The organism is Lactobacillus bombicola, assembly GCF_900112665.1.
Classification (GTDB): Bacteria; Bacillota; Bacilli; order Lactobacillales; family Lactobacillaceae; genus Lactobacillus; species Lactobacillus bombicola.
In genome coordinates this window covers 1-26,841 of record NZ_FOMN01000014.1, presented here as the reverse complement: position 1 = coordinate 26,841, position 26,841 = coordinate 1, and the positions used below count along the sequence as shown (strand labels likewise).

Annotated in this window: 24 protein-coding genes; 14 read left to right on the top strand and 10 right to left on the bottom strand. The window is 34.7% G+C overall.

Features of this window, described 5'->3' with window-relative positions:
* Nucleotides 1-314 precede the first annotated feature (314 nt).
* Complete coding sequence (locus BM203_RS08075) at nucleotides 315-1,451, top strand: serine hydrolase domain-containing protein (protein ID WP_228150134.1); 1,137 nt, start codon at nucleotides 315-317, stop codon at nucleotides 1,449-1,451.
* 49 nt (nucleotides 1,452-1,500) lie between these two features.
* Here BM203_RS08075 and BM203_RS08070 read toward each other — a convergent pair whose 3' ends face one another.
* On the bottom strand, nucleotides 1,501-4,344 hold the full coding sequence (locus BM203_RS08070; RefSeq protein ID WP_090094197.1) for a DEAD/DEAH box helicase: 2,844 nt from the start codon (nucleotides 4,342-4,344) through the stop codon (nucleotides 1,501-1,503).
* A 75-nt stretch (nucleotides 4,345-4,419) separates the two neighbouring features.
* Complete coding sequence (locus BM203_RS08065; protein WP_090094195.1) at nucleotides 4,420-5,247, bottom strand: exodeoxyribonuclease III; 828 nt, start codon at nucleotides 5,245-5,247, stop codon at nucleotides 4,420-4,422.
* 333 nt (nucleotides 5,248-5,580) lie between these two features.
* Here BM203_RS08065 and BM203_RS08060 point away from each other — a divergent pair, with 333 nt between their 5' ends.
* Nucleotides 5,581-6,591: a D-2-hydroxyacid dehydrogenase gene (locus BM203_RS08060; protein ID WP_090094194.1), complete on the top strand. Its 1,011-nt coding sequence runs from the start codon at nucleotides 5,581-5,583 to the stop codon at nucleotides 6,589-6,591.
* 106 nt (nucleotides 6,592-6,697) lie between these two features.
* Here the strand turns inward: BM203_RS08060 and BM203_RS08055 are convergent, their stop codons facing one another.
* Together BM203_RS08055 and BM203_RS08050 are read right to left on the bottom strand one after the other, a co-directional pair.
* Nucleotides 6,698-7,462 (bottom strand): pyrroline-5-carboxylate reductase family protein, encoded by a 765-nt coding sequence (locus tag BM203_RS08055; RefSeq protein ID WP_090094192.1) that lies wholly within the window; start codon nucleotides 7,460-7,462, stop codon nucleotides 6,698-6,700.
* 147 nt (nucleotides 7,463-7,609) lie between these two features.
* The gene (locus BM203_RS08050) at nucleotides 7,610-8,305 is read right to left on the bottom strand and encodes a YjjG family noncanonical pyrimidine nucleotidase (RefSeq protein WP_090094190.1); all 696 of its coding nucleotides are present in this window, start codon (nucleotides 8,303-8,305) and stop codon (nucleotides 7,610-7,612) included.
* A 432-nt stretch (nucleotides 8,306-8,737) separates the two neighbouring features.
* On the opposite strand from BM203_RS08050, the gene nrdJ reads away from it, so the two are divergent.
* The 4 genes from nrdJ to BM203_RS08030 are packed head-to-tail and all read left to right on the top strand — an operon-like array spanning nucleotide 8,738 to nucleotide 12,443.
* Nucleotides 8,738-10,972, top strand: a complete 2,235-nt coding sequence (gene nrdJ, locus BM203_RS08045; RefSeq protein WP_090094188.1) for a ribonucleoside-triphosphate reductase, adenosylcobalamin-dependent — start codon at nucleotides 8,738-8,740, stop codon at nucleotides 10,970-10,972.
* Nucleotides 10,973-11,008: 36 nt separating this feature from the next.
* A complete protein-coding gene (locus BM203_RS08040) occupies nucleotides 11,009-11,395 on the top strand; it encodes a DUF4430 domain-containing protein (protein ID WP_090094187.1) in 387 nt (128 codons plus the stop codon).
* Nucleotides 11,395-11,910, top strand: a complete 516-nt coding sequence (locus BM203_RS08035) for an ECF transporter S component (protein ID WP_090094185.1) — start codon at nucleotides 11,395-11,397, stop codon at nucleotides 11,908-11,910. Before BM203_RS08040 ends, BM203_RS08035 begins: the two co-directional genes overlap by 1 nt.
* On the top strand, nucleotides 11,907-12,443 hold the full coding sequence (locus tag BM203_RS08030; RefSeq protein WP_090094184.1) for a cob(I)yrinic acid a,c-diamide adenosyltransferase: 537 nt from the start codon (nucleotides 11,907-11,909) through the stop codon (nucleotides 12,441-12,443). The genes BM203_RS08035 and BM203_RS08030 overlap by 4 nt, the downstream gene beginning before the upstream one ends.
* A 100-nt stretch (nucleotides 12,444-12,543) precedes the next feature.
* On the opposite strand, the gene BM203_RS08025 is transcribed toward BM203_RS08030, so the two are convergent.
* Nucleotides 12,544-13,407, bottom strand: coding sequence for an NAD(P)-dependent oxidoreductase (locus BM203_RS08025; RefSeq protein WP_090094182.1), 864 nt, complete (start codon nucleotides 13,405-13,407; stop codon nucleotides 12,544-12,546).
* 153 nt (nucleotides 13,408-13,560) lie between these two features.
* Between BM203_RS08025 and BM203_RS08020 the strand changes: the two genes are divergently transcribed.
* The 5 genes from BM203_RS08020 to BM203_RS08000 all read left to right on the top strand — a co-directional run bounded on the left by BM203_RS08020 (nucleotide 13,561) and on the right by BM203_RS08000 (nucleotide 17,973).
* Nucleotides 13,561-15,333, top strand: coding sequence for a 1-deoxy-D-xylulose-5-phosphate synthase (locus tag BM203_RS08020; RefSeq protein WP_090094180.1), 1,773 nt, complete (start codon nucleotides 13,561-13,563; stop codon nucleotides 15,331-15,333).
* Complete coding sequence (locus BM203_RS08015; protein ID WP_090094179.1) at nucleotides 15,320-16,189, top strand: alpha/beta hydrolase; 870 nt, start codon at nucleotides 15,320-15,322, stop codon at nucleotides 16,187-16,189. Before BM203_RS08020 ends, BM203_RS08015 begins: the two co-directional genes overlap by 14 nt.
* Before the next feature lie 106 nt (nucleotides 16,190-16,295).
* A complete protein-coding gene (locus BM203_RS08010; RefSeq protein WP_090094177.1) occupies nucleotides 16,296-17,177 on the top strand; it encodes a LysR family transcriptional regulator in 882 nt (293 codons plus the stop codon).
* 106 nt (nucleotides 17,178-17,283) lie between these two features.
* On the top strand, nucleotides 17,284-17,535 hold the full coding sequence (locus BM203_RS08005) for a hypothetical protein (protein ID WP_090094176.1): 252 nt from the start codon (nucleotides 17,284-17,286) through the stop codon (nucleotides 17,533-17,535).
* A gap of 12 nt (nucleotides 17,536-17,547) precedes the next feature.
* Nucleotides 17,548-17,973 carry a carboxymuconolactone decarboxylase family protein gene (locus BM203_RS08000; RefSeq protein ID WP_090094174.1) on the top strand — a complete coding sequence of 142 codons (426 nt, stop codon included), beginning with the start codon at nucleotides 17,548-17,550 and terminating at the stop codon, nucleotides 17,971-17,973.
* A 121-nt stretch (nucleotides 17,974-18,094) separates the two neighbouring features.
* Here the strand turns inward: BM203_RS08000 and BM203_RS07995 are convergent, their stop codons facing one another.
* The gene (locus BM203_RS07995) at nucleotides 18,095-20,059 is read right to left on the bottom strand and encodes a PTS sugar transporter subunit IIABC (protein ID WP_090094173.1); all 1,965 of its coding nucleotides are present in this window, start codon (nucleotides 20,057-20,059) and stop codon (nucleotides 18,095-18,097) included.
* 205 nt (nucleotides 20,060-20,264) lie between these two features.
* On the opposite strand from BM203_RS07995, the gene treR reads away from it, so the two are divergent.
* Together treR and treC are read left to right on the top strand one after the other, a co-directional pair.
* Entirely contained in the window at nucleotides 20,265-20,996 is a 732-nt protein-coding gene (gene treR / locus BM203_RS07990) for a trehalose operon repressor (protein ID WP_090094171.1), read from the top strand.
* A complete protein-coding gene (treC, locus tag BM203_RS07985) occupies nucleotides 20,993-22,648 on the top strand; it encodes an alpha,alpha-phosphotrehalase (RefSeq protein WP_090094170.1) in 1,656 nt (551 codons plus the stop codon). Before treR ends, treC begins: the two co-directional genes overlap by 4 nt.
* Nucleotides 22,649-22,673: 25 nt before the next feature.
* On the opposite strand, the gene BM203_RS07980 is transcribed toward treC, so the two are convergent.
* Nucleotides 22,674-23,561 (bottom strand): LysR family transcriptional regulator, encoded by an 888-nt coding sequence (locus BM203_RS07980; protein WP_090094168.1) that lies wholly within the window; start codon nucleotides 23,559-23,561, stop codon nucleotides 22,674-22,676.
* Between the two features lie 119 nt (nucleotides 23,562-23,680).
* Here BM203_RS07980 and BM203_RS07975 point away from each other — a divergent pair, with 119 nt between their 5' ends.
* The gene (locus tag BM203_RS07975; protein ID WP_090094167.1) at nucleotides 23,681-24,220 is read left to right on the top strand and encodes a PAS domain-containing protein; all 540 of its coding nucleotides are present in this window, start codon (nucleotides 23,681-23,683) and stop codon (nucleotides 24,218-24,220) included.
* A gap of 87 nt (nucleotides 24,221-24,307) precedes the next feature.
* On the opposite strand, the gene BM203_RS07970 is transcribed toward BM203_RS07975, so the two are convergent.
* The 3 genes from BM203_RS07970 to BM203_RS07960 form a co-directional block, all read right to left on the bottom strand.
* Complete coding sequence (locus BM203_RS07970; protein WP_090094165.1) at nucleotides 24,308-25,024, bottom strand: MurR/RpiR family transcriptional regulator; 717 nt, start codon at nucleotides 25,022-25,024, stop codon at nucleotides 24,308-24,310.
* A 28-nt stretch (nucleotides 25,025-25,052) separates the two neighbouring features.
* The gene (celB, locus tag BM203_RS07965; RefSeq protein ID WP_090094162.1) at nucleotides 25,053-26,366 is read right to left on the bottom strand and encodes a PTS cellobiose transporter subunit IIC; all 1,314 of its coding nucleotides are present in this window, start codon (nucleotides 26,364-26,366) and stop codon (nucleotides 25,053-25,055) included.
* Between the two features lie 206 nt (nucleotides 26,367-26,572).
* The coding region (locus BM203_RS07960) for a class II aldolase/adducin family protein (RefSeq protein WP_208856626.1) at nucleotides 26,573-26,841 on the bottom strand (269 nt) is incomplete at its 5' end.

Sequence of the window (26,841 nt, the reverse complement as noted above, 5' to 3'; positions counted from 1 at the left end):
CCGCCTTGCCTTTGCCTTACTGGCTTTGCCCTGACGACAGTTATTTATATTAGCAACCTTTTTTGGTTTTTGCAACCCTTTTTTATGATTTTTTTCAAGCTAATTAAATTGGATACGCTAACACATTTATTTATAGCCAATTGCCACATGAAATAATATTTATGTTTATCCCTATATTTTTGATTATGCTCATATATTTTTTATTCAGTAGCTTAGAAATCAAATCGTTAAATAAACTTAATCTTTTTCACATATCTTTGTTGCAGTTATCGTTTTATAATACAAATAATAGTTTAAAGGAGAAGCTTAATATTGTGAAACATAAAATTTTAACAACTATTGCAGCATTAACTATAGGTACTTCTACTGCAATTAGTACAAAAGCAACGCCAGTTGAAGCTGCAACTTCATCAACTAGCACTAATGATAATGAAGAAATGTCTAATTTTGTCAGAGAAACTTTAAAAAGACACCATGTCCGTGGTTCGGTTACTGTAGTAAAAGATGGGCAGCCCCAGACAATTAGTTATGGTTATGCTTGGTATGGTAAGCGCATTGGTAACGGTAAAAGCAATGTAACATACCCAACGGCCTCGCTACAAAAAGTAATTACTGGGGCAATTATAATTCAACTTATGAATGAGACCAAAAATACTAATAAAGCATTTAACCAGTATACTAAGATTTCACGTTGGTATCCCAATCTAAAAAACGCTAACCAAATTTCAGTCGGTAATCTATTGACCCATACCTCTGGCATTAAAGCTACCGGAACTGAAATAAACCGAGGCTATGTATATTCAGAAGCTAATGCAATTAACTGGATTGTTAATAATATTAATGCATCTTCTTCCGATTTAGTTGGTAGCTATCATTACAACAATAGCAACTTTATTTTGCTGACAGGAATAATTAGACAAGTTACAGGTAAATCTTACGAAGAAAACTTTCAAAATCGCATCGTGGATACGTTAGGCTTGAAAAATACTTATTTGTACCAAAACATCCCCAATGACAAAACTGACCCAATTTCTTATTATTCAAATGGAAGTAAAAACTATCAAAATCCCACCTACATTAAGCAGTCCCTTGCTTCGCAAATTCCTGGAGCAGGTAATCTATTTACTAGTCCCGCGGAATACTATCAAATCCAGGCTGGTCTTTGCAATGGAAAGATCCTAAATAAGGATGATTTTTATTATCTAACACATTTAAAGAGTAAGGTCACAGATTATTCTGGTGGAATGTATTTACAAAATAACGATTCACTCAAATTAGCATATGGTAGTATTGCAGCTATGCATTTTGGCACTTGGGTGCAGTTGACAACCGATAATCAAAATGGGATTATCATGTTTTTAAACCAAACTAATGATAATAAAAATGACCAAAAAGCAGTAGGATATGAAATATTGCAGCATATTAAACCTAATACGTTTGTTCCTCGCTAAAATTAACGCTGCACAATAAAAAGCTTCTATCTCATAGAAGCTTTTTTTATTATTCAAATAGTAGTTGATACATTTTACTTTCTAAAGGTTGCTGTAGCCGTAAATTCATACCAACTACTGCCTTTTTTTTCGGACCCAAAAGTTCTTCTTTAACGGTTTTCTTTTGTATATCAGCTTGACCTAAATAAAAGAATTTCTTGCCTATAGCATCACTTTTTTTCACAAACAAATGTAGTTTCATCTTCGGTGTATTAAGTAATCTTTTAACTTCATCCGAATCTATGTGCCGTGGTGCTCTAGTATACCAACGCAAAGTTTGACCATCTTCTAATGTGTTATGATATAACGCATTCCGCTTTTGAGATGAATCTTTTTCATAGGTAATAAAAATCGGAGTTTCCTTTTTATCTACACGATAGCCATACATTGGTGCAGAAACATCTTTAGGCCAATCAAGCAAACGACATACATCTTTGCGCTCATATTGCTGATAAAGTGTAAATTGCTCTTGCTTATTATATCGTTGGTTAATTTTTAGCCCCGTATTAACTACATCAGTAAATAATTGCTTAAATATATGACTATTCTGCAAAGTCTGGCTCAATTTTGGTGCTAAAACATAATTAAGTAAGTCATCCTGTTGTACTAGTGATTGACCACCATATTGGGTCTTTTTAGTTGTCTGCCTTTGCTTAACGTTAAAAAAATCTAATGATAAGATAGCCAATACCGACTTTAAAACTGCTTCGTTACAATACGTACCAAATCTTTTTAATATATTTTCAAATTCCCTATGACTGATATATTCTTTTGTTAGTAGGGCTTGCAGTAGTAAGAGTTCATGCGGTCTTTTACCATTTAAAAGTTCTTTGGTTAAAAAAGACAAGATAGCATTCTCAAATTCAGTTAATTTAACTGATTCTCCCATTTTAACCAAAAATTGAGCATAATTTTGAAAACCAGTATGATTAGCAAATACCTCAGGAGAAGTTGAACCATAGTTAGCAAAATCAAAAAGCAAGGGCACACGACCAATTTTTTCTTTTAATTCTTGATAAGATTGCTTTAATTCTTTAACGCTATCAAGTTTAATTTTGTCAAGCGAAGCCAAAATTTTAGTCGATGCAATTTGACTAAAATTAATAGTTGAAACATCAATAAATCCAGGTAAGATAGTCTCCTTACGTACTTGTTCGATATCTCGGCTGTTATCTTGATTTAAGGCAATTGGAATTAAATAATTATTTTTATAGTTACCAATAAAATCAATTACCGTTACATAGTCCTTCCCAGCATATTTACGTAATCCCCTACCAAGTTGCTGAATAAAAACAATACTTGACTGTGTGTTACGCAACATCACAATTTGATTAAGAGCTGGAATATCAATCCCTTCATTAAAAAGATCAACTGTTATAATATAGTCAAGCTTACCTTGTTCAAGCTGTTCAACTACTTCTTGTCGCCTTTTTTCACTATCTTGATTAGTTAAGGCAACTGCAGGATGGCCCTTGGCAGAAAAAGCCTGGGCTAATTCACGTGCTTCTTCTTGTCTACTACAAAAGACAAGTCCCTTAGCTCTATTACCACAATAGCCATAATAATCAAGTTGTTGTAAGACATAATCCACTCGTTTTGGTGCTAATAAATAGCGCAAATTAGCTGTTTCATCAATCACCTCATTATCGACTTCATAATCAGCAACTCCAACATAATGAAATGGTGTCAGCATCCGTTCCTTTAAAGCATCCTGTAAGCGAATCTCATAAGCTAAATTGTAATCAAATAACTGATAAACATCTTGATTATCCATTCGCTCAGGCGTAGCCGTCATACCTAGCCAAAATTTGGGCTTAAATTTTTTGAAAATACGCTGATAACTTGGAGCTGCAGAGCGATGTGCTTCATCAATTAGAATATAATCAAATTCGGTCTGACTCAATTCCGCTAAAACTTTAGATTGACTTAAAGTTTGTACCGTCGCAAATATATATTTACGATTTAATTCATGTTTATTTCCGGTCAATAAGCCATAATCGGTTTTGGCTCCACCAATTACTTGATAAAAGCTAGCTAAGGCATTTCGCGCTATTTGCTCACGATGAACAACATAAATAAATTTTCGTGGCTTAAAAGCCTTTACCGCAAATGCTCCTAAATAGGTTTTACCAGTACCTGTAGCAGATACTATTAAACCTCGTGACTGACCACGAGCAATTAATTGCCGTAATTGCTTTAGAGCAGTTTTTTGCATCTGATTGGGAACTATTTCCTGAGAAATAGGTGGCTGGCTTTTTGCTTGCTGTTTTATTTGAGGGCGCACCCAACTTTGTTCATATGTTTGCAGCCATGAACTAGTCAGCTCTTGACTAACTTTTTTTAAAGTCTCAAGTTGCTTATTCATTTGCTTAGTTAAGGTTGCATTTTCTTTTGCACTGACCTTTAGCGCCCACTCATAATTACTAAGCAAGGCTGATCTAGTAAAATTGGCACTGCCAATTATCATAGTTTGCCAGTCATCGTGCTCAAAAAAATAGCCCTTGACATGAAAACCATTTTTGGGTGCTATTTTAATTGATAAGTTATCAATCTTTAATAATTCGTGAAAAACGCGCGGATTATTAAAATTTAAATAATCACCGGTAATTAAAGTTCCTGAAATACCTTGTTGTGCTAAATCTGCCATTATCACTTTAAAGGGAACTAGCATATCTTGCGTAATAAACGCAACTGCCCAAGTAAAGTTTTTACAATGCATAAGTTCATAACGCAAAGTTAACCAAATATTTTCATGTTTTGTATTTGTTAACAGCTTAGGACCTACAATTTCATGTCCTGGATAAGATAAATCATATAGACCATTAAGAATTGCATCTTGTAGTGTATCATTCATTCAGTATTGCCTCAGCACCATTTTATATAAAATAAAGAGAAATCTAACTTTTTTGGATTTCTCTTTATTTATCTTTTAAATATCAATTTCAAGTAAAATCGGACAATGGTCCGCTCTAAGTCCAGTATCAATCATCTCAGAACGTTTAACCTTATCCGCAATTCGCTCACTAGTTATCCAATAATCAATTCGCCAACCAGAATTATTTTGCTTGGCGGTCTTGACTCTTTGGGCCCACCAAGAATAAATTCCTTCAATATCGCCATTTATTTTTCTAAATGTATCTACAAAACCAGCTTCAAGTAATTTCGTAAAACCTTGCCGCTCTTCATCTGTAAAACCTGCTGAATGATGATTATTATCTGGATGTTTCAAATCAATTTCTTTATGGGCACAATTATAATCTCCACTAGCCAAGACAGGTTTCTCTTGATCTAGTTTTTTCAAATAATCGCAATACTTCTTATCCCAACTTTGCCGCTCACTTAGACGCTTTAAACCACTGCCAGAATTTGGTGTATAAACTTGGGTAACAAAATATTTAGGAAATTCTAAAGTAATAATTCTACCTTCATCATCCATTGGCTCAGGTGCGCCAATTCTAGGAAAAGTTGCTAAAGGTTTAAGTTCCTTCTTATATAAATACATTGTCCCCGCATAACTTTTACGAGCTGGCTCTTGGGCCGAACGCCAAACAATTTCATATTCAGAAAACTTTTTTGCTAAAATTTCTTGATGCTTTTTAGTTGGCCCCGTCGAGCGCAACTTAGTTTCTTGAAGGGCAATAATATCCGGCTTATGCTCATATATTTTTACTAAAACCTGCCGGGTTACTTCAGCGCGTGATGATGTTCCCGTTAAAGCTGCATTTAACGAATCAATATTCCACGAAATTAAAATCATTTATTTCTCCTTTGTTGTATATTGCTTACCCATTATATATTTTTTAAGATTGTCTAGTTATCTTGCAGCACTTACTCATGCAAAATCAAATTATAAAATTCTAACCTAATTCAAGCCAGAAAAAAGCTGCTCATTATTTCACGACTTTAGTCCAAAAATATTGTACATTTATTTACTTAGCTTAATCCTGCCTCATTAATAATGTAAGCGATTGCTTTAAAAGCAAGTTATAGTAAAAGTAAGATTCTTCACAAGTTTATATTTTTAATTCAATCATGACAAGTGTATAATAGCACAAGAGAGAATAATGATAATCTATGGAGGTTAGATTTTATGACTAAAATTTATGCTTATGCTATCCGTAAAGATGAGGAACCATATGTTCGCGAATGGCAAGCAGCTCATCCCGACATTACTGTTGATTTTACAGATCAACTGTTGACCCCTGAAACTGCTCAATTAGCTCAAGGAGCTGATGGTGTTGTTACTTACCAACAATTAGATTACAAAGCGGACACTATCGAAGCTTTAGATAAGCTTGGTATCCACAATTGGTCAATTCGTAACGTTGGAATTGACAACATTGATTTAAAAAAAGCTAAAGAACTTGGTTTTAAATTAACCAATGTTCCAGTATATTCACCTGATGCTATTGCTGAACATGCTGCTATTCAAGCTGCTAGAATCTTACGCCAAGATAAGGCAATGGATGAAAAACTTGCTAAACATGACTTCCGTTGGGCACCAACAATCGGTCGTGAAGTACGGGACCAAACTGTCGGTGTTATTGGTACGGGACATATTGGCCAAGTATTCATGCAAATTATGGAAGGCTTTGGTGCTAAAGTCATTGCTTATGACTTATTTAAGAACCCGGTTTTAGAAGAAAAGGGTTATTACGTTGATAGTTTAGATGAATTATATGCACAAGCAGATGTCATCTCACTTCATGTACCTGACGTTCCAGAAAACATCCATATGATTAACGATGATTCTATTCAAAAGATGAAAGATGATGTTGTTATCATTAATGTATCTCGTGGTCCTTTAGTTGACACCGATGCTATCGTGCGTGGATTAGATTCTGGTAAAATTTTCGGTTTTGCAATGGATACTTACGAAGGTGAAGTTGGTATTTTCAATAGTGATTTTACCAATAAAGAATTACCTGACAAGCGTCTTGCCGACTTGATTAACCGACCAAATGTTTTGGTAACCCCACACACTGCTTTTTACACTACTCATGCTGTTCGCAATATGGTTATTAATGCTTTTGATAACAACTTAAAATTAATTAAGGGTGAACCAGCTGATACACCAGTTGATTTAAATAAAGAATTTTAATTTCACAAATTAATTTATTCTACTTAAACACATGCTATGACTTTACAAAAAGCACCGATTTATATCGGTGCTTTTTGCATTTATTTTTTATTATTTATCATACCCATTAATTAGCTGAAGCGTTAGTTGCCTGGATTAAAGCACTCCGGAAACCTAATTCTTCTAACTTATTAACTCCTTTTATGGTTGAACCACCTGGCGTTGTTACTTCATTTTTTAATTCTTCTGGTAATTTTTTTGTATCAAGAGCTAATTGAGCTGTGCCAATTAGCATTTTTTCAATTATTTCATAGGAATCCGTCCGCTTAACACCATTTTCTACCGCAGCATCGCTTAGAGCTTGGATTAATAAATCAACATAAGCTGGTGTACATCCAGCAATTGTGCCATAAATTCCTAACTTATTTTCAGGAACAACATAGACATCACCCATGCAAGTAAAAATATTTTTTGTTATTTCGATTACTTCTTGTTTTTCCTTAGAAAGAAAACTAATTACTGTGATACCCCGACCAATTTTAACTGGTGTGTTAGGAACAACTTTGACAAAGGTTGCATCTGCTGAAATCAGTTGCTTAACCTTTTTTAAATCGCCACCACCAGTTGAAATAATTATGCCATGATAAACCTGTCCTAGTTTTATAAAAATATTATTAATTGTTGAACCACCTACTGCTACAATTACTGCTTCACAAGGTTCAAATTCATTATACGTATCTACTAACTGTAAACCATATCTAGTTGCAAGCTTTTGTGCAGATGCGTGCCCACCGTCATAAATATAAATATCCTCACTAGCAGTTTTAGCTTGTAGTAGTCCCTGAACGATAGCAGTACCAATTTTACCAGTTCCAATAAATCCAATTTTCATTTCAATCACCTTTAATTGTTTAAAGAGTAGCAACAGCAATTAACACCAATTTTCTTGAAAATCAGCAAATCACTATCACATTAATAACACTTTACTTTATTATACCGAAATCATTAATTAACTAAGCATCTAGTAACTTAATATAATTTATAAATCATTTTTAAGTAACTTAACGAATTGGGGATAATTTTTTACTTCATACAGGGGATGCAAATCCATATTATTTTTTCGGTGCCGATGGTTATACCAAATACTATTAAATCCATAATTTTCTGCACCTAAAATATCTGACTGCAAACCATCACCAAAAAAAATTGTTTCAGCAGGTCCGATTGAAGATAAATTAAAAAAATAATCAAAAATACGTTTGTCTGGCTTAGCAAAACCAGCTGCTTGAGAAGTAACAATTAAGGAAAAATAATTTTTTATTCCTGCCAATGCAAGTCGATGTTCTTGCATAAAGCTTTCGCCATTACTCAGAACCGCTAACTGGTAACCTTTTTTTTGAGCAAATCTAAGTGTATCTATAACACCTGGCAACAACTGATGAGATTCACTAAAATAACTGCGGTACTCTTGCATAATTACCAGACCATCAACATTAATTTGTAGGTTATCTTTGAGAAAGTTACGAAAAACCATTTCACTGAGCTGGTCATAGGTGATCTTTCCTTGTTCTAACTGACGCCAAAGACCTTGATTGTAACTGTTATAACGCTGTTGCAACGCCGTAGTTAATTTCCAATGATGGGTATTAAAAAGACTCCGTAAAGCATAATGTTCTGTAGCAGCAAAATCAATTAAAGTATCATCAACATCAAAAATTATTTGTCTAAATCGCAAATAAATCTCTCCTTATTGCTATTAATATATAAGTTAATAAACTTAAAAATTAATCTTTTTACTATCTATTTTATTAAAATTACCGAACAAAGTCATTTAACATGTTTAATCCAGTAATATGTTAACAAACTTCAAGTTAGCTTAACTTTATTAAATCGCCTCAGCATAGTTAGTCGATTTAAAAGATTATTTTTTGTAGTTTTTCTTTATCACTTCAAGTCATTAGGTAAGCACAATTTTTAATTTATTGTGCTTTTTTCTTTGCTATTTATTTTTAAAACTTAGTATTTCTTACTCGCACATAAAAGACTGGCGTTATTTTTTATTTGCCAATTTTTTATTGCATACACAACATGTTGTGGTATTATTTTTTATATAGCCATACATGATGTAGTTGTGAAACAAAATTTATATCTAGGAGTCATTTTTATTATGAAAAATTCAACCATAACTTTAAGTCAAGCCTATATTGACCGAGTGAAACAAAATATTACCCCTCATTGGGGCGAATTAGGCTGGGTTACTTACAAACGGACTTATGCCCGGTGGTTACCAGAAAAAAATCGTTCTGAAAATTGGGATGAAACCGTTAAAAGAGTTGTGGAAGGTAATATCAATCTTGATCCCCGCTTAAAGGACTCACCTTCAGATAAATTATTTAATGAGTTAACCACTGAAGCGCAAGAACTATTCAAAATGATTTATGGCCTTGCTGCTACTCCATCGGGTCGTAATCTTTGGGTTTCTGGTACCGACTATCAAAAACGCAATGGCGATTCCTTAAATAACTGTTGGTTTATTGCTATTCGTCCCCAAGCTTATGGGGCCAGCCATATTTTGCCCGATTATTTAAAAAAAGAACAGGTAGCAGTTTCAATGCCCTTTTCTTTTCTATTTGATCAACTAATGAAAGGGGGTGGTGTGGGATTCTCAGTTACTCAAGATAACATAAAAAAAATACCCCAAGTCGACAATAACATTGATTTAACAATTATTATTGATCAAGATAGTGATTCTTATACTGATACAATTAAACTTGGTGCAATTGACAAAAAAAGTTGGGCTAAACAAAATAGCACTCCAAATGACTGCATCTATTTTGAAGTGCCCGACACACGAGAGGGCTGGGTCTTAGCCAATGCCAGATTAATAGATATGCATTTTCATCAAACAAATCCTGAGCACAAGACTAAATTAGTTATTGATATCAGTAATATTCGTCCTTATGGAACAAAAATCAATGGTTTTGGTGGTACAGCTTCTGGGCCAATGCCGTTAGTTGAAATGCTTTTCGACATTAACAAAATCATCAATACATGTTCAAACCGCAAAATCAGTTCAGTTGATGCAACAGATATTTGTAACTTAATCGGCAAAACTGTTGTTGCTGGTAACGTTAGACGATCAGCTGAGTTAGCATTAGGTTCTAATACAGACCAAGCATTTATTACTATGAAACAAGACCAAGATAAGCTCTATCACCACCGTTGGGCATCAAATAATAGTGTAGCAATTGACGCTGCGTTTACCAATTACGAACCGATTGCCAACGGTATTAAAGAAAATGGCGAACCAGGCATTGTGAATTTGGACTTATCTCAAAACTATGGTCGCATTATAGATGGATACCAAAAAGACGTTGATGGTGCAGTAGAAGGAACCAATCCTTGTGGTGAAATTTCTCTTGCTAATGGTGAGCCTTGTAATTTATTTGAAGTTTTTCCTTACATTGCTGAACAACAAAATTGGAATTTAAAAGATGTGTTTAGATTAGCCACCCGCTATACCAAACGTGTTACATTCAGTACTTACGATTGGGCCATATCCCGGGAAATAATTTATAAAAATCGTCGTATTGGCGTATCTATGTCAGGCATTCAAGATTGGTTATTGAATGATTTGGGGCACCGTGTTGTCACTGGTTTTAAAGAAGAAATTGATCACGAAACTGGAGCTAAAATTCAAGTACCGATTTATGATCCGAAAGGAATTGAAATGGTTTCTAACGCCTATCAAGCGGTTGTGGATGCAGACAATGAATACAGCCAAGCTTTAGGATGTAATCCTTCAATTAAACACACTACAGTTAAACCATCAGGAACGGTAGCAAAACTTGCTGGTGCCTCTGAAGGTATGCACTTTCACTATGCAGGCTACTTAATTCAACGAATTCGTTTCCAAGCGTCTGACCCACTTCTTAAAGCCCTCGCTAAATGTGGTTATTATTCAGAACCAGATGTTTACACACCAAATACAGTTTGTGTTGAATTCCCACTACGAGCTGCACATGCAGATAGTGAAAATTTTGCCTCTGCTGGCACGGTTTCAATTGCTGAACAATTCGCAACACAAGCTTTCTTACAAACATATTGGTCCGATAATGCTGTAAGCTGCACCATTACCTTCCAAAATGATGAAGGTAAGCAAATTACATCTTTATTCAACCAGTACCGCCATATTATTAAATCAACCTCTCTTTTGCCTTACTATGGTGGTTCATTGAAACAAGCTCCAAAAGAGCCAATTGATAAAGAAACATATGAAAAAAGAAAAGCCTCAATTATTGCCGATGTTGCTACAGTCTTTGCCAAGCAAAACAATGACCAAAAAAATTTGGAATTAATTGATCAAACTGATTGTGAATCAGGGTCTTGCCCAGTCAAATAAATCAAATTAGAATTATATAATTTAGGAGAATTTATTATGAAAAAAAACAAATTAGCAGTTCTTGCTGGAATAGCAACTATTTTTACTTTTTCTCTTACAGGTAATCAGACTAGCCAAGAAGTTATGGCTAAGCCTAGTAATAAAATTACCGTAGCTTATACACTTAATGTAAACAAAAAAAATATAAAAAACAAAAAAGTTAAACTCTCTAAACATGCAACAGTGATGGCTGGTCTTAAAAAAGCTTGGCGAGTGAAGAGCACAAATGGTTTTATCACTGCGATAGATGGTAAAAGTCAAGATACTCACAAGCAAATTTATTGGACTTATACAATTAATGGTAAATTTGCTAATAAGGGAGCTGCAGAACAAAAAGTAAATAACCACGATAAAGTTAAATTTACTTTAGCCAAAATGAATTAATGCTTAACTCAACTAAAAAAATAGCCTTAATGGCCGTCTTAACAGCAATGTGTGTATCCCTAAGGCTTTTTAAAATTATTCCTATACCTAATGTTCAACCCGTAACTGATATTTTAATGATTGTGACTTTGAATCTTAGTATTGGTTTTGGCTTGACACTTGCAGTCTTAACCATGGTAATTTCAAATATTTACTTAGGGTTCGGGTTATGGACTATTCCCCAAATTTTTGCCTATGGCGCATGCATCTTAACTGTTGCACTACTTAGTAAATTAACACCATTAAAAGACCATCTAACTTTACAATTAATTCTTGCTACCTTTTTAGGTTGGGAATATGGCTTTTGGGTTGACTTAGGCATGTCAATTTATGGAGGTATTCCTGCTTTCTTAGCATATTGGGCTAGCAGTCTTACTTTCGATACTTACCATGCAATTGGTAATTTAGCTTTTTATCCAGTTTTATATAAACCACTCTGTCTTGCGCTTAATCACTTCCAAAGGAGAAAAATATGACATTGAAAATATATACAAAAACTGGTGACCAAGGCCTCACTAAACAAGTTACTGGTAAAATGGTGCCCAAATATGATTTGCAAATAGCCACTATTGGTGAAATCGATGAACTTCAATCTTATTTTGGAGTTGTAATAGCTAATTTATCCAACAACTGTAGTCAATTACGGGAGCTTATCCAAAATTTACAACGCACGCTTTATCTATTAGAAGGAGATATTGTCGTCAAAAGACGGTCTAAAATCACTTTAAAGGAAGTTAAAGAACTTGAACAAGAGATTGATCGGCTAACTTCCCTGCTACCAGCATTAACAGAATTTATTCTACCGGGTGGCTCGATTACAGCCGCTAATTTACATTATGCTCGAACCATTGCCCGCCGGGCTGAACGAACAATGGTCCAGTTAAATGAAGAACAAAAATTAGCACCTGCTTGCTTGCAATATTTAAATCGTTTATCTGACTACATATTTGTTCTGGGAAGGTATGCCAATTTTTTAGACGGGAAACAAGACATCCCCAGCAAGCAGTAATATCTCAATTTTTAAGTATAAATATTTATTTAAAAGCAGGACGGCGATTGATAATCGCTGCCCTGCTTTGTTCGTTTAAGACTTTACCAAAAAATTACTCTTACTGCCACCATAGTTTAATTAAACTTTGCGTACCCAAATCACCCAAATGTTGCTTATCAACTAAAACTTCGTAGAGCCTTTTAGCTTCAGTTGTTGCCGGTAAACTTAAATTCATTTCCGTAGCAGTTTCTAGTGCAATCCGCAAATCTTTCAGAAAATGTTTACTAAAAAATCCAGGCGTATAGTCTCCTTGTAAAATTCGCGGACCGTAATTGCTAAGACTCCAGTTAGCTGCACTTCCACCGCTCACCGTCTCTAGCACCGTGGCTAAGTCAAGCCCAGCTTCTTTAGCATAGACAAACATCTCTGTCATTCCCGTCATGGTTCCAGCAATCATAATTTGATTAGCCATTTTAGTATTTTGACCTGATCCTGCGGGCCCAAAATAGTGAACAGCTTTGCCAAAATCATTAAAAACAGGTTGTAAAGCTCTAAAAGCGTCTTTATCGCCACCAGCCATAATGGTTAACGTGCCATTTTTGGCACCAAGGTCACCACCAGAAACTGGTGCATCCAATATCTTAGCGCCCTTCTTTACACCTGTAGTAAAAATTTTTTGCGCAAGTCTTGGTTTTGAAGTAGTTAAATCAACTATATATTTGCCCTGCACTATTTCTTCAAAGATACCATTACTACCAAAATATACTTCTTCCACATCAGTTGGAAAACCCAACATTGTAAAAATTAAATCTGCTTTTTTAGTAACTACCCGCGCACTTGAACACCATACAGCACCTTGTTCAACTAAATTATCAGTTTTACTTTTGCTACGATTATAAACAAAAAGTTGGTGCCCCGCTTTTAGTAAGTTAAGACAGATTGCATTCCCCATCACACCTGTTCCAATAAATCCAATTTTCATTATACTTATCCTCCTTTATGCCAAATATAGTTAATTATAATTTTGCCACAGTTTTAAGTTATTACTTAAACTTATTACAAATAATTAAAATAAAGTATTTTATACTTAGTTAAATCAATTTTATAATAAATATAGTTTAAGGAGGCAAGCATTATGAAAATGCACAATGACTATTTACTAAATAAAATTAATAATCCGCAAGATTTAAAAAAATTGACTTTACCTGAAATGGAACAACTAGCAACTGAAATCAGAACTTTGATTTTAGAAAAAGATGCAGCAGAAGGTGGACACCTCGGCCCAGATTTAGGAATTGTGGAAGCAACAATTGCTTACCACTTCGTTTTTGATGCTCCAAAAGACAAAATTGTGTGGGACGTTTCGCATCAAACCTACCCCCATAAAATGTTAACTGGCCGCGCTACAGCTTGGCTTGATCCGACCCATTATGAAGATGTCACCCCATATTCCAACCCAGACGAAAGTGAGTATGATTACTATGCAATAGGTCATACTTCTACTTCTATTGCCTTAGCTACCGGTATGGCAAAAGCCCGAGACTTGATAGGGGGGCACGAAAATATTATGGCTTTAATTGGTGATGGCTCACTAACTGGCGGCTTAGCCTTCGAAGGATTAAACAACGCGGCTATTGAACCACATAACTTAGTCGTTGTTGTAAATGATAATCAATGGTCTATTGACGAAAACGTTGGCGGTTTAGTTACTGCACTGGCAAAATTACGGACATCTAATGGAAAAGCACCAGAAAATCCTTTCACAGCCATGGGCTTTGATTATCGCTATGTTGCAAATGGTAACAATGTTCAAGATATGATTACTGCCTTCAAAGCAGTTAAAGATATTGATCACCCTATTCTTTTACATATTAATACCGTTAAAGGAATGGGTTATGCCCCTGCACTTAAGGATGAGGAAGCCCACCACTGGGTAATGCCCTTTGATCTTAAAACTGATCAGCCAATCAAATTAGCTGATACAAAGCCAACTGCCAAAACAGTTGCAATTGAGACTATCAAAGAACAAATTACTCAAGGACAAAAAATCATGGCTATCAATGCCGCAATTCCTGGGGTATTTGGCCTAGATGAAATTAAGCATGATTTCCCTAAAAATTACATCGATGTTGGTATTGCAGAACAAGAATCGGTTGCCTTTGCCGCTGGCTTTGCAAAAGAAGGCGGCACCCCTGTTTTATTTGAAAACTCAACTTTTTTGCAACGAGCCTTTGATCAACTATCTCACGATGTGGCTGCAAACAATTTACCAGTTGTAATGCTAGTTGCTGGGGGCGGAATTTCTGCAGAATCAAAGACCCACTTAGGAATTTTTGACCAAGTAATGATTAGCAACTTGCCAAATTGGATTTATCTAGCCCCTACAACTCTAACTGAAGAAAAAGCTATGCTAGAATGGGCAATTAAGCAAAAGAAACAGCCAGTAGCGCTTAAAATGCCAACAAATATTGTACCTAACGGATCAACTGAATCACTTTTAAGCGATTACAGTCAAATAAAATATCAAGTTAAAGCTGGTAAAAATATTGCCATATTAGCTTTAGGTGATTTTTATTCATTAGGCCAGCAAGTTGCTGAGCGGTTAGGAGCTACCCTGGTTAATCCAATTTCTGCCAATATTTTAGACCAACCAACTTTAGACCACCTTGCTGCTACTCACCGGCTAATTATTACTTTAGAAGATAATATTTTAGATGGTGGTTTTGGACAAAAAATAGCAGCTTATCTTGGTAAGCAAAATGTTAAAGTACTTAATTATGGGCAAAAACGAATCTACACTGATCAAACTCCACTTGCTAAAATTTATCAAGAAAATCATTTAACAGTCGAGCAAATTATTAGCGATTTAAAGGACAACTTAAGCGCTTCAACAAATGAAAAGAAATAAGACCATCATGCTTACACTGGTAATTATCATCTTGTTAATTCCTCTTTTGCTATTTAGCAGGCGTAATTATCAGTCAGAAAGAGCGACCATTATTCCAATTGCAACCCCTACTCTCTTTGTTCATGGGTGGGGCAGTAGTTACCATGCCGAAGAAAATATGGTCTCAGCTGCCCAAAAAAGCGGTGCTTCTAATTCAGTCATTCGTGCTGATGTTAGCCCTGATGGTAAAGTAACTTTAATTGGAACAATTAAAAAAAATGCTAAAAACCCAATCATTGAGGCTAATTTTCAAAACAATAAAAGTGTCTCACCTTATGCAACTAACCAAGCTTTATCTTTGAGTAAAAGTAGCAACTACGTCAAAGATATTATTCTTACTTTACAAAAAAAGTACCATTTTAAAAAAATAAATTTAGTAGGGCATTCGATGGGTAATTTACAAATTGCTTACTTTTTACGCAATAATTTAAGCAATACTAATCTGCCTAAATTAAACAAACAAGTCTCCATTGCTGGGCATTACAACGGTTATATTGGTGAAATCGGAGCACCAAAACATACAGTTCTAAATCAAGACGGCTCTCCCCAAAAAATGGCCGCCAGTTATCGGGGATTGTTAACTTTAAGAAAAAATTTTCCTAAAACAGCAAACGTTCTAAATATTTACGGTAATACTGGTAAAGGAAACGATGGAGCAGTTGATGTTAATTCTGCCCGTTCATACCGCTATTTAGTTAGCAAGCAAGCTGGGTCATATCAAGAACAAGAAATCTATGGTAAAACCGGGCAACATAGTCAACTACATGAAAATCAGAAGGTTAATCAGCTATTGATTAATTTTCTTTGGCCAAAATAGCTTTATGATAATAAAAAACAGTTTCTATCTTAATGATAGAAGCTGTTTTTAATATACAGTATAATTATTTTAAACTGAAATCAATAAGCAGAATGGACCAATAATTATGGAATTAAGAGTTTTAAATTATTTTGTAGCTATCGCTCAAGAAGGCAATATGACTCGTGCCGCTAAAAAATTACTAATTTCTCAGCCCGCCTTATCAAGACAAATTAGTGACTTAGAGCAAGAACTTGGCGTAAGTTTATTTAATCGCCAAAAACATCACTTATCTTTAACTCCAGCAGGACAATACTTACTAAGTCAAGCCACAGAAATCTTGGCTTTAACTGCCAAAACTAAAAGTAATTTAACTGCCTCAGCCTTTATCGGTGGTGACTTAACAATTGCTGCGGGAGAAAGCTTGGGCATGCAGCGGATTATGAATATAATTAGTCAAATTATTACTGAATATCCAGCAGTTAAATTACACTTATTAAGCGGTGATTACAGCTATGCAGAATGTAAGTTAAATAATGGAACAGCTGACTTTGCCATTATTATTGGTGATATCCCGGTAAATAACTATGCTTCACTAACTTTACCAGAAAAAGATACTTGGGGAATACTGATGACAACGGATGACCCCTTAGCCCAGAAGACAGAAATTAGCCCCCAAGATTTAATTGGACGCTCAATTTTAAATTCGCAACAATCAGACAATCTACAAATATTTCAAAATTGGTTGGGCAATTATCAAGATTGCGTTAATTTCATTGGCACATATAATCTGAATTTTAATGGTACTTTGCTGGTTAAAAATCATACTGCCTTAATGGTTACTTTAGATAATCTACTCAACATTGAACCAGGGGCAAAATTAACTTTCAAAAAATTAGCGCCCAAAATGTATCAAACAATTAAAGTAGTCTGGAAACGTGAAGTTAATCTTTCCCCTGTAGCTGAACTATTTTTAAAACGATTAAAGGCTTCAATTTTCAAAAGTTAGTAAGCAGATAACTATAACAAAATATTATTGCTAATCATATTCAATAAGTATTTTACATAATTGACTAAATAACTTAAAATCTACCTAAAATAAAGGAGATACTACTATGAAAAAAAATATTTTAGCGCAATATGAACAGTTAATTACTCCATTTATAACAGATGTCAATCAACATTGCCGTGCTCATTTAAAACAGGATCATGCCTTAATTCCAATTATTGCTTGTATTACCCAAGGGGTAACTTCTTCACTAACTGAACTAGTTGAGCAAGCTTTAGCGGCCCATGTTCAACCTGAAATTTTGTTAGAAACTGTTTATCAACTAACACCTGTGCTGGGGCAATTAAAAGTTAAATAAGCCTTAACCATTATGCAAACAGTTTTTGAGCAACAGCAGTTGACCCCAGTCCAACCACAGCTCCAGCCCGATAAAAATTTTGGGGCAAAAATGCAAAATGAAATTTATGGTACGGAAATCAAAAAGCTACTCCAGGACTTACCAGATGAAGCTGGTGATTTTATTCCTGAAGCTCTAACCCAGCATTTTTTCAATGATTTCTATAACCGTGAAACTTTACCCGTCCGCGACCGGGAACGCTATGAATTACTAGCTTTAATTACACTAAACGTTAACTTTCAAATTAAAGCCCATGCTAGAGGTAGTTTGAAAGCTGGCAATAGCGAAAGTGAATTGATTTGGTCAGTTATCCAACTTTTACCATATGTCGGTTTCCCATTTGTCATTAATAGCGTCCAGATTATACATCAAGTTGCCCAAGAATTAATAACTAAATAATTACGAGAATTACTGAACAGTAATCAAAGCATTACAAGCTAGAAGTCGAAGAAACAATTGAAATATTTGCAAATAATTAAGATATAAAAAGACACTACGCAAATAGCATAGTGTCTTTTTGTTATAAATTTACTATATTCTTTTTTTCTGGCGCATCTTTAGGATTATAACTATCAGTTTCTTGATAACCAAAGAAATACGTTAGACTAAAGGCAGCAACTATTGTTACAATTGCAACAAGCCAAAAATACAGTAAGTTATTTGGATTACCTTGACCAGCTTTTGCTACAAATGATGGAAAACCAATCAAGCTACCAGTAAAACCGTACATATCAACTTTCAATAGTCCATTAACTAATCCACCAATAGCTGCGCCTATACTTGAAGTTAAGAAGACTCGACCATATTTTAAGTTGACGCCATACATGGCAGGTTCAGTAATACCTACTGCTGCAGAAATAGCTGCACTTAAAGATAATCCTTTTAAATCTGGGTTATGCTTTGTCTTAACCCAAACTGCTAAAGCACCAGCACCTTGAGCAATCATAGTAACAGAAATAATACCATTTAAAACACTATGTCCATTAGCGGCAATATCATTAGCAATTAGCGGAATCACCGCCCAATGTAACCCAAAAATAACTAGTACCTGATAGAGTCCACCAATAATTAACCCTGACAAAGCACTATTAACTGTTAACAACCATTGTAAAGTGCTAGCTATTCCCTCGGAAATAAATGAAATTACTGGTCCAACAATGACTAAAACCGTCATACCAACTAAAAAAATTTCAATTAAAGGGGTGAAAATTTGTCTTAAAGTTACTGGCATCCATTTCTTAATCCAAGGTTCGATTTTAGCTGCCATCCAAGCTGCAAAAATCATCGGAAAAATTGAATAAGTATATTGAGGAATATGAATAGGAATACCAAAGAAATTTGCATTAATACCTACTCCGGCAAGATAATAAGTATATTTGCCACTAGCAAAAATTTTTACTAATTCGGGATAAATCAGAAAACCACCAATTAAAGAAACTATGACCGGATTAGAGCCTAACTTTTGAGCAGCAGTGAACCCCACAATGATTGGCAAAAAGTAAAAAGCCGCATCCCCCATGGCATTAATAATAGTATAAGTAGAGGTTGTAGTCGACATATGACCGAAGTTAGTTAAAATATTAAGAATTCCTTTTAGCATACCACTAGCAGCTAACAAGCCAATTACCGGCATCATTGACCCAGTAATCACTCCAATCATTTTGAAGAAAGCTTGTTTAAGCTTATTACCTACGCCAGTAGTAACTTCATTATTTAGTGTTTCTTTTTGTAAAGAAGGATTGAACCCAAGTAAAGCAATTAATTCATCATAAACATCCTCAACCGTTTGACCAATTACAACCTGATATTGATCATTAGCACGTGCTACATCTAGCACCCCCCTAATTTGTTTGACCTGCGCGTCATTAGGAATACTATCATCCTTTAAAGTAAAGCGTAGCCGCGTAAAACAATGAATCACACTTTTAATGTTATCAGCTCCGCCAACAGCTGCTAGAATTTGACGTGCAGTTACTCTTACCTGTGGTTCTGCACTGGGTGCAGTATGAGCACTTGTTTCTTGCTTCAAGCTAACGATAGCTGCAGCTTCACCCGCACCTATCATGCCCGTTTGGACAGTAATAGTTCCTAAAACTTGAGCACTATTAGTAATGGCGACAATAATTGTATTGTCCTTATGGGCTGCTTTAATCGCTGCCAAATCAACTGTTGCAATTGGCTGACCAGCCTTAACTTTGTCGCCAGTTTTAACTTTTAAAGCAAATGGTTTACCCCCAAGTTCAACCGTATCAATACCCAAATGAAGTAAAAGTTCAATCCCACTATCAGTCCTCAATCCAATTGCATGTTTAGTTTCAGCAAGCATTACTACTTTTCCATCTACTGGCGCAACAACCGTATTCGTATTAGGAACAACTGCAAAGCCTTCACCGAGCGTCTTTTGTGAAAAAACTGGGTCATTGACATGAGCAAGCTCAATAACTTCCCCAGTGACAGGTGATAATAAAGTGATATTATTATTCATAATGTAACCCCCATAAATCATTTATTGCTTGCTCAAACAATAAATGTTATCGCTTTCAAAATGATTATATAACTTGTATAGACAAGTGTCAATAATATGTTTATGATATTGATATAGCATAACTTTGCACCCATAGCTTTATGGCTTATTGCTTGTAAAACAATTAATAATAATATGATAAAAGTAAAAAAGGTGGATTGAAATAATGTCAGCTAAATATTTACAAATTGCTGCTGATTTAACCAAAAAAATTAAACAAGGCCCATATATTCCTGGTAGTTTCTTACCTAGCGAACCTAATTTAACAGCCTTATATCACGTTTCACGTGAAACAATAAGAAAAGCATTAAACGAATTAATGTTGGCGGGGTTAATTCAAAAAATCAAAGGTAAAGGCTCTATTGTCTTAAGTAACGCACGTTTTAGCTTTCCTATTTCAAATATTACTTCTTTTGATGAACTAAATCAGCAGGAACAAATGCATGCCACAACTAGGGTTTTGGCACTACATGATTCGCACTTGCCAATTAACATCAGCCAAGAACTTAATTTAACTGATACTGCTGCTACTTATATTGCTCGCCTACGTTCGGTCAATCATGAGCCGATTGTAATTGACGAAGACTATATTTTAAAAAAATATGTTCCTCAGCTTTCAAAACAAGTAGCAGAGAATTCACTATATTCTTATTTTGAACAAGAATTAGGCTTAGCAATTGATTACGCTACCAAAGCAATTACTGTTGAACCAGCCAGTAACAAAATTATCAACCAACTGCAGCTAACTGATACTAACTTAGTAGTGGTGGTGCGCAGTTTAACCTATTTAAAAGATACGTCTTTTTTTCAATATACAGTTGCTAGTCATCGTCCTGACAAATTTAAATTTATTGACTTTGCTCGCAGAAAAACAGAACATGGAGGTTTTATTTTATGAGTTTAGCAGATAAAGTTATTTATCAAATTTATCCCAAATCTTTTTATGACAGTAATGGTGATGGAATTGGGGATTTGCGTGGAATTATTCAAAAAATCCCCTACCTTAAGCAATTAAACATCGATATGATTTGGTTTAATCCATTTTTCGTTTCACCACAAAATGATAATGGCTATGATATTGCAGATTACTATGCTATTGACCCTTTATTTGGAACAATGACCGATTTTGACGAATTAATCACCCAACTAAGGCAAAACCATATCGAGGTAATGCTAGATATGGTTTTCAATCATTGTTCAACTAACCACCAATGGTTTCAAAAAGCTCTAGCTGGCGATCAATATTATCAAAATTTCTTTTATCTGCGCCAGCCTAAAGCCGATGGTAGTTTGCCTAATAATTGGCGTTCAAAATTTGGTGGACCAGCTTGGGCACCCTTTGGTAATACTGGTAAATATTACTTACATTTATACGACAAGTCGCAAGCTGACCTAAACTGGCATAATCCTGAAGTAAGAAAAGAATTATTTAAAGTTATTAATTTTTGGCGCGCTAAGGGAGTCAAAGGCTTTCGTTTTGATGTAATTAATGTAATTGGCAAAGATGAAACTTTGGCAGATGCACCAACTAAAATTGATAGTAAGGTGCTATATACTGATCAACCAATTGTTCATCAATATTTGCAAGAAATGAATAAAAATACTTTTGGGCGTGATCTTGAAACAGTAACTGTAGGAGAAATGTCCTCAACTGATATTGCTAATTCTATTGCATACACCAAAAAAGATAATCATGAATTATCCATGGTCTTTACCTTTCATCACCTAAAAGTTGATTATCAAGATGGCCAAAAATGGACCAAAATTCCTTTTGATTTTCAAAAATTAAAACAAGTGCTCAATGACTGGCAAGTTGGCATGAGTAATGGGGGTGGGTGGAATGCACTTTTTTGGAACAATCACGATCAACCATGGGCCTTAAGTCGCTTTGGCGATTCCAAACACTACCGCGCCAAATCGGCCGAAATGTTAGCCACGGTACTGCATCTACTACACGGAACACCTTATATTTATCAAGGCGAAGAAATTGGCATGATTAACCCTAACTACCAAAGTATTACCGATTACGTTGATATTGAAACCAAAAATGCCTATCAAGAACTACTAAAAACAGGATTAGATGAGCAAAAGGCACTCGCTATTATTCAAGCTAAATCCCGTGATAATAGTCGGTCGCCTATGCACTGGGATGATTCGCAAAAGGCCGGTTTTACCACGGGTACACCATGGTTAAAACCACAAGACCAAGCGCAGATTAATGTTGCAGCTGAATTAGACCATGGTGAAATCTTCCCATATTATCAAAAGTTGATTCAGCTACGAAAAACTTATCCAATCATAGCTAATGGTAGTTACCAACCAATTGATTTAAATCATCCACAAGTTTATGCTTATTGCCGTAAATATAATGGTCAGACCTTGTTAGTTATCAATAATTTTTATGCTAATTCTGTTTCCTATCAACTTCCCCAACATTACCAAAAACTGCCAGCTGAAACTTTAATCAGTAATTACAGCAAACAGTTAAAAGTTGTGCCTATCGTTGTAAATCTCAAACCCTACGAAGCACTGGCTCTTTTAGTGAAATAAAAATCAAAAATGCGATTATTAAAATTTATTCAAATTTAAAATTTTGAATAAATTTTATAAATTCATAAACCATTCTTTTATGTTGATTCTGTGGTGTAATAATAACTAAGTCAACTGTTGGTTTCCAATTAACTGGTACATAAGTTAAAGTTTTATCAAGTTTAGCATAAATACAATACAAACCAACTGTAATGCCTTGCCCACTTTTAATCAAAATATTTAATGAAGGTAAATCATTCACATACATTACATTAATTTGCTTATTTGAATGAATTATTTTGTTCTGTAAGTTAATTAAGTCACTAGCTGCCCAATTATTATCTAAAAATAGCATTCTTTGATCATTGAAATCAGTTATTTCTAATCTAGTACGTTTACTCAATGGATTATCTCGGGAAATAATTGCTTGAAAAGATTCTGTTTCTACTAAATAAGTTTTGATGTTAGTTAAATCCTCGGCCTCTCTACCAGTAGTTATCATAAGATCTAGTTTATTTGATGATAATTGTTGTTTTAAATCGTTATGACTTAAGTTTTCTAACATAAATCTAACTTGGGGATGTTTTTCCCTAAATTGCTTGAGCCACTTGGGAATATATAAATCATTGAACAGTGAATATGAGTAGCCTAAAGTAATTTGTGAACTTTCATATGCATCTTTTCCTTGAATATCTTGTACTGCTGAATAATAACTATTAATTAATGGTCTCATTTTTTGATAAAAGAGCTCTCCATTTTTGGTAATATTCACATATCTTTTAGTCCGATTAAATAACTTAACACCGAGTTCGTCTTCAATAGTATTAATATCGTGAGTAACCGTCGGTTGGGTTACATGCATTGCTTTTGCTGTTCTAGTAAAATTTCGTGTCTCTACTAAATTAATAAATGTCACCAATTTTTTAATATCCATAATTTTTCCTTATAAACACTCTCTATTATTAATAACCGATATTAATTTCTCTTATAAACATAAGTAAAATATACTATCTATAGTAAGGATTTTCAAAAACAACTTTCTAGGAGATTAATATGGTTAAACATACAGAAGAAGAAACAAGTAGCTGGGTTATAGAAAACTCAAAAAAATTCAATGCCGCCAAGGGTTCAGACTATGTACAACTTGATCTAGGTTTAATGACAGTTGATCAAATTGATGCTGTTTTGAACTGTCTACCTCTTGAACTAGTTACCATTGATAAAAATGATCGTTATATATATTGCAATAATGAGATTGCTAAAAACTTATTACTATCACCACGATGGCCAGAACGCTTAGGACAAACTTTAACAGAAATTCACAAAAAAAGTTCAATGCCACATGTTCAGTCAATAATGGATTATGCAAAAACTGGCAAAGTTTATAAATTAGTAAATTCAAGCAATAATAAATACATGGTTGCGTCATTCAAAAATATGCATGATAAAAATGATAATTATGCTGGAGTAACAGAATGGATAGTCGACTTGTTACCAATTATTAATTGGTATCTAGATGAAACAAATCAAAAATTAGTACCCAATGAAACTAAAAAAACAACTGATGTCAGTTCAGGGGCTTCCCATAATTAAAAATTAGAAATATAATTTTATCTAAGAAAAAGCGCTGAGCCTTATGCTCAACGCTTTTAATTTGTATTTTTAAAATTTTTATCTTAATTATTTATCTTTTTGCAAAGCCCGTGATAAACGTTCAAGTAAATAAACTACTGGAACTTGGGTAGTTAAGTTAATCGTTTGGCCAATAATTTTATATTCTAAATGATAAGTAAAATTAAGATCTGATAAGTGCGCAATTGTATTATCTGCTTCATTCGTAATACTAACAATCGTCGCGCCTAACTGGCGAAAGTTATTCATTTGATCAATTGTAGGTTGTCCCTCACCACTAACCGATAAAACAATAACTGTCTTTTCTTGATACGAATCACGACATAAATTGACCGGATAATAGGGGTCGCCTATAGCAAAGGCACTACGCCCATTATTGACAAATTGACGCGCACCATAATCACATAAATCCCCTGAGGTGCCAATGCCAAAAAAGATAAACTCTTTCGTTTTTTGAGCAATGCGCTTAAATTTAGTAATTTTTTGCTCATAATTAGGCAAAACATCTTGTGAAAAATAATATTGTGCTTGATAGGTAATATCATCGACTACCTGATTACGCTTATCTTCAGCTTTAATTGCATTTTGCAAATCATAATAGTGGCCATATCCTAAAGCATTTAACGTGCGCACTACCGAAGCAGGTGAAACCTGTAAGGTATTAGCTAATTCACGCAAAGTAATCCCCTTTACCTTTTGCTTATTGGCTACAATATAATTATAAATTTTTAATTGCGTTACCGTCAGCTTTTGTTTAGATTGCACTACTCATTCCCGATTCACTCTCAATTCATTACTTAGCTGATTCTTTAGCTTGTTCTAATTCTTGTTCAGCTTTCAACTTAGTCCGATCCATACTTCTGAAGAAGAAGTAGTAAATCACTATATCCATTACCAAGTTGAATAATTGCATAATTCCACCAGAAATATGCCCTGTTGAAAGGATTCCCGATAAGATTGGTGGCGTTGTCCAAGGCGGATAAATTCCAATTGTTTTAGCGACCCACCCCATCTTCATAGCGGTGTAAGTTGTAATGACATTAGCCATTGGCGCTAAGATGAATGGTAGCACAATTTGATAATTCAAAACAATTGGTACACCAAAAATAACCGGCTCATTAATATTAAAAATCGCTGGACCAATTGAGAGCTTACCCATTGCCTTCATTTCTTTATCTTTGGCAAAGAAAGCCATTAAAATAACAAATCCCAGGGTTGCACCACAACCACCAATATGAACAAAATTGTCAAAGAAAGTTTTTGTAATAATATTGGGAATAGCTTCATGCGCTTTAAGAGCTGATGCATTAGCAGCTAAAGCAGCATACAAAATAGGATCTACTACCCCTGAAATAGCATTAGCACCATGGATACCAAAGAACCAAAGTAAACAAATTACTAATTCAATAACTAATGCACCACCAAGAGTATTAGTCACCTTACTCATTGGATTTTGTAAGAAGAATGTAATTACATTAGGAATGCTCTTCATTGGCGTAGCTTCAACACCAATTCGAACTAACCAAACTACAAATAGTGAAATTGCTCCCGGGAATAGAGCTGCAAATGAACTACTGACTGCAGGTGGGACAGTTTCGGGCATTTTGAAGACTAAGTTTTTATGCATTAACCACACATATAAATCAGTTACAAATAATCCTACTAATAATGCAGTAAACAAACCCGATGAATCAAATTGTTTCAATGGAATCAACAAGCCACCATCTTTACCAATCTGCATGGGGATAGTTAAAATGAAAGCTGCTATTGCCACAATCATTGCTGAAAATGGATCAATTCCTTGATAGCTTTTAGCTAAGTTATAAGAAATACCCGCAACAGCAATTAAGCCCATAATATTAAATGAGGCATTGGTTACATACTGCACAACCGTAGCCCAATTAGGACCAAAAACGTGGGCCATGAAATCCAAATACCCTTTAATAGGGAATTGTCCGATAATCATGAAAATTGATCCAATGATAATCATTGGCACTGCCGCAGTCATTCCATCACGCAAGGCGACCATGTGCCTAGCACTAGAAATTTTATTGAATAACGGCATTAGTTTTTCGGTAAGAAAATTATTTTTGTTTTTCTCTGCCATTTTACATACTCCTAATTATATTTCATTTTCTTCGCAATTAAGGAATCGCTTACAAATAATATATTATCATTTTGTTTCTTAAAGTCAATTGTTTTTTAGAAACATGTTTCAATAAATAACAAAAAGAAAATAAATAATCACGGCCTAATTTTTAATTACTGCCGTGGTTTGAGTACTTCTAAAGCCAGTTATGCTAGTACAACAAGTTATTTTCTTTTCGCATGGGTCTGCGACTGGGCATTATTTTGCCCGTAATATGCTCCTTGACCATGCTTTCGATAGTAATGCTTATCTAATAAATACTGGGGCACATGACTATCTGCTCTAGTTAACATAAGGGTGTGGTAGTCTTCTTCTGCCACTACCTCTAAAACCTTAGCGTTATAGACTGCCTGGGCGGCCGTTTTCCCCCAACAAAATGGCCCATGTTGGCTTACTAGACTCCCGGGCGTTGCTTCATAATCTAAGTGCCGCT

Excerpts from the sequence above, each read along its gene's own strand:
- BM203_RS08070 (WP_090094197.1), bottom strand. The coding sequence starts at position 4,344 with ATGAATGATACACTACAAGATGCAATTCTTAATGGTCTATATGATTTA.
- BM203_RS08065 (WP_090094195.1), bottom strand. The coding sequence starts at position 5,247 with ATGATTTTAATTTCGTGGAATATTGATTCGTTAAATGCAGCTTTAACG.
- BM203_RS08060 (WP_090094194.1), top strand. The coding sequence starts at position 5,581 with ATGACTAAAATTTATGCTTATGCTATCCGTAAAGATGAGGAACCATAT.
- BM203_RS08055 (WP_090094192.1), bottom strand. The coding sequence starts at position 7,462 with ATGAAAATTGGATTTATTGGAACTGGTAAAATTGGTACTGCTATCGTT.
- nrdJ (WP_090094188.1), top strand. The coding sequence starts at position 8,738 with ATGAAAAATTCAACCATAACTTTAAGTCAAGCCTATATTGACCGAGTG.
- BM203_RS08040 (WP_090094187.1), top strand. The coding sequence starts at position 11,009 with ATGAAAAAAAACAAATTAGCAGTTCTTGCTGGAATAGCAACTATTTTT.
- BM203_RS08035 (WP_090094185.1), top strand. The coding sequence starts at position 11,395 with ATGCTTAACTCAACTAAAAAAATAGCCTTAATGGCCGTCTTAACAGCA.
- BM203_RS08030 (WP_090094184.1), top strand. The coding sequence starts at position 11,907 with ATGACATTGAAAATATATACAAAAACTGGTGACCAAGGCCTCACTAAA.
- BM203_RS08025 (WP_090094182.1), bottom strand. The coding sequence starts at position 13,407 with ATGAAAATTGGATTTATTGGAACAGGTGTGATGGGGAATGCAATCTGT.
- BM203_RS08020 (WP_090094180.1), top strand. The coding sequence starts at position 13,561 with ATGAAAATGCACAATGACTATTTACTAAATAAAATTAATAATCCGCAA.
- BM203_RS08015 (WP_090094179.1), top strand. The coding sequence starts at position 15,320 with ATGAAAAGAAATAAGACCATCATGCTTACACTGGTAATTATCATCTTG.
- BM203_RS08010 (WP_090094177.1), top strand. The coding sequence starts at position 16,296 with ATGGAATTAAGAGTTTTAAATTATTTTGTAGCTATCGCTCAAGAAGGC.
- BM203_RS08005 (WP_090094176.1), top strand. The coding sequence starts at position 17,284 with ATGAAAAAAAATATTTTAGCGCAATATGAACAGTTAATTACTCCATTT.
- BM203_RS08000 (WP_090094174.1), top strand. The coding sequence starts at position 17,548 with ATGCAAACAGTTTTTGAGCAACAGCAGTTGACCCCAGTCCAACCACAG.
- BM203_RS07995 (WP_090094173.1), bottom strand. The coding sequence starts at position 20,059 with ATGAATAATAATATCACTTTATTATCACCTGTCACTGGGGAAGTTATT.
- treR (WP_090094171.1), top strand. The coding sequence starts at position 20,265 with ATGTCAGCTAAATATTTACAAATTGCTGCTGATTTAACCAAAAAAATT.
- treC (WP_090094170.1), top strand. The coding sequence starts at position 20,993 with ATGAGTTTAGCAGATAAAGTTATTTATCAAATTTATCCCAAATCTTTT.
- BM203_RS07980 (WP_090094168.1), bottom strand. The coding sequence starts at position 23,561 with ATGGATATTAAAAAATTGGTGACATTTATTAATTTAGTAGAGACACGA.
- BM203_RS07975 (WP_090094167.1), top strand. The coding sequence starts at position 23,681 with ATGGTTAAACATACAGAAGAAGAAACAAGTAGCTGGGTTATAGAAAAC.
- celB (WP_090094162.1), bottom strand. The coding sequence starts at position 26,366 with ATGGCAGAGAAAAACAAAAATAATTTTCTTACCGAAAAACTAATGCCG.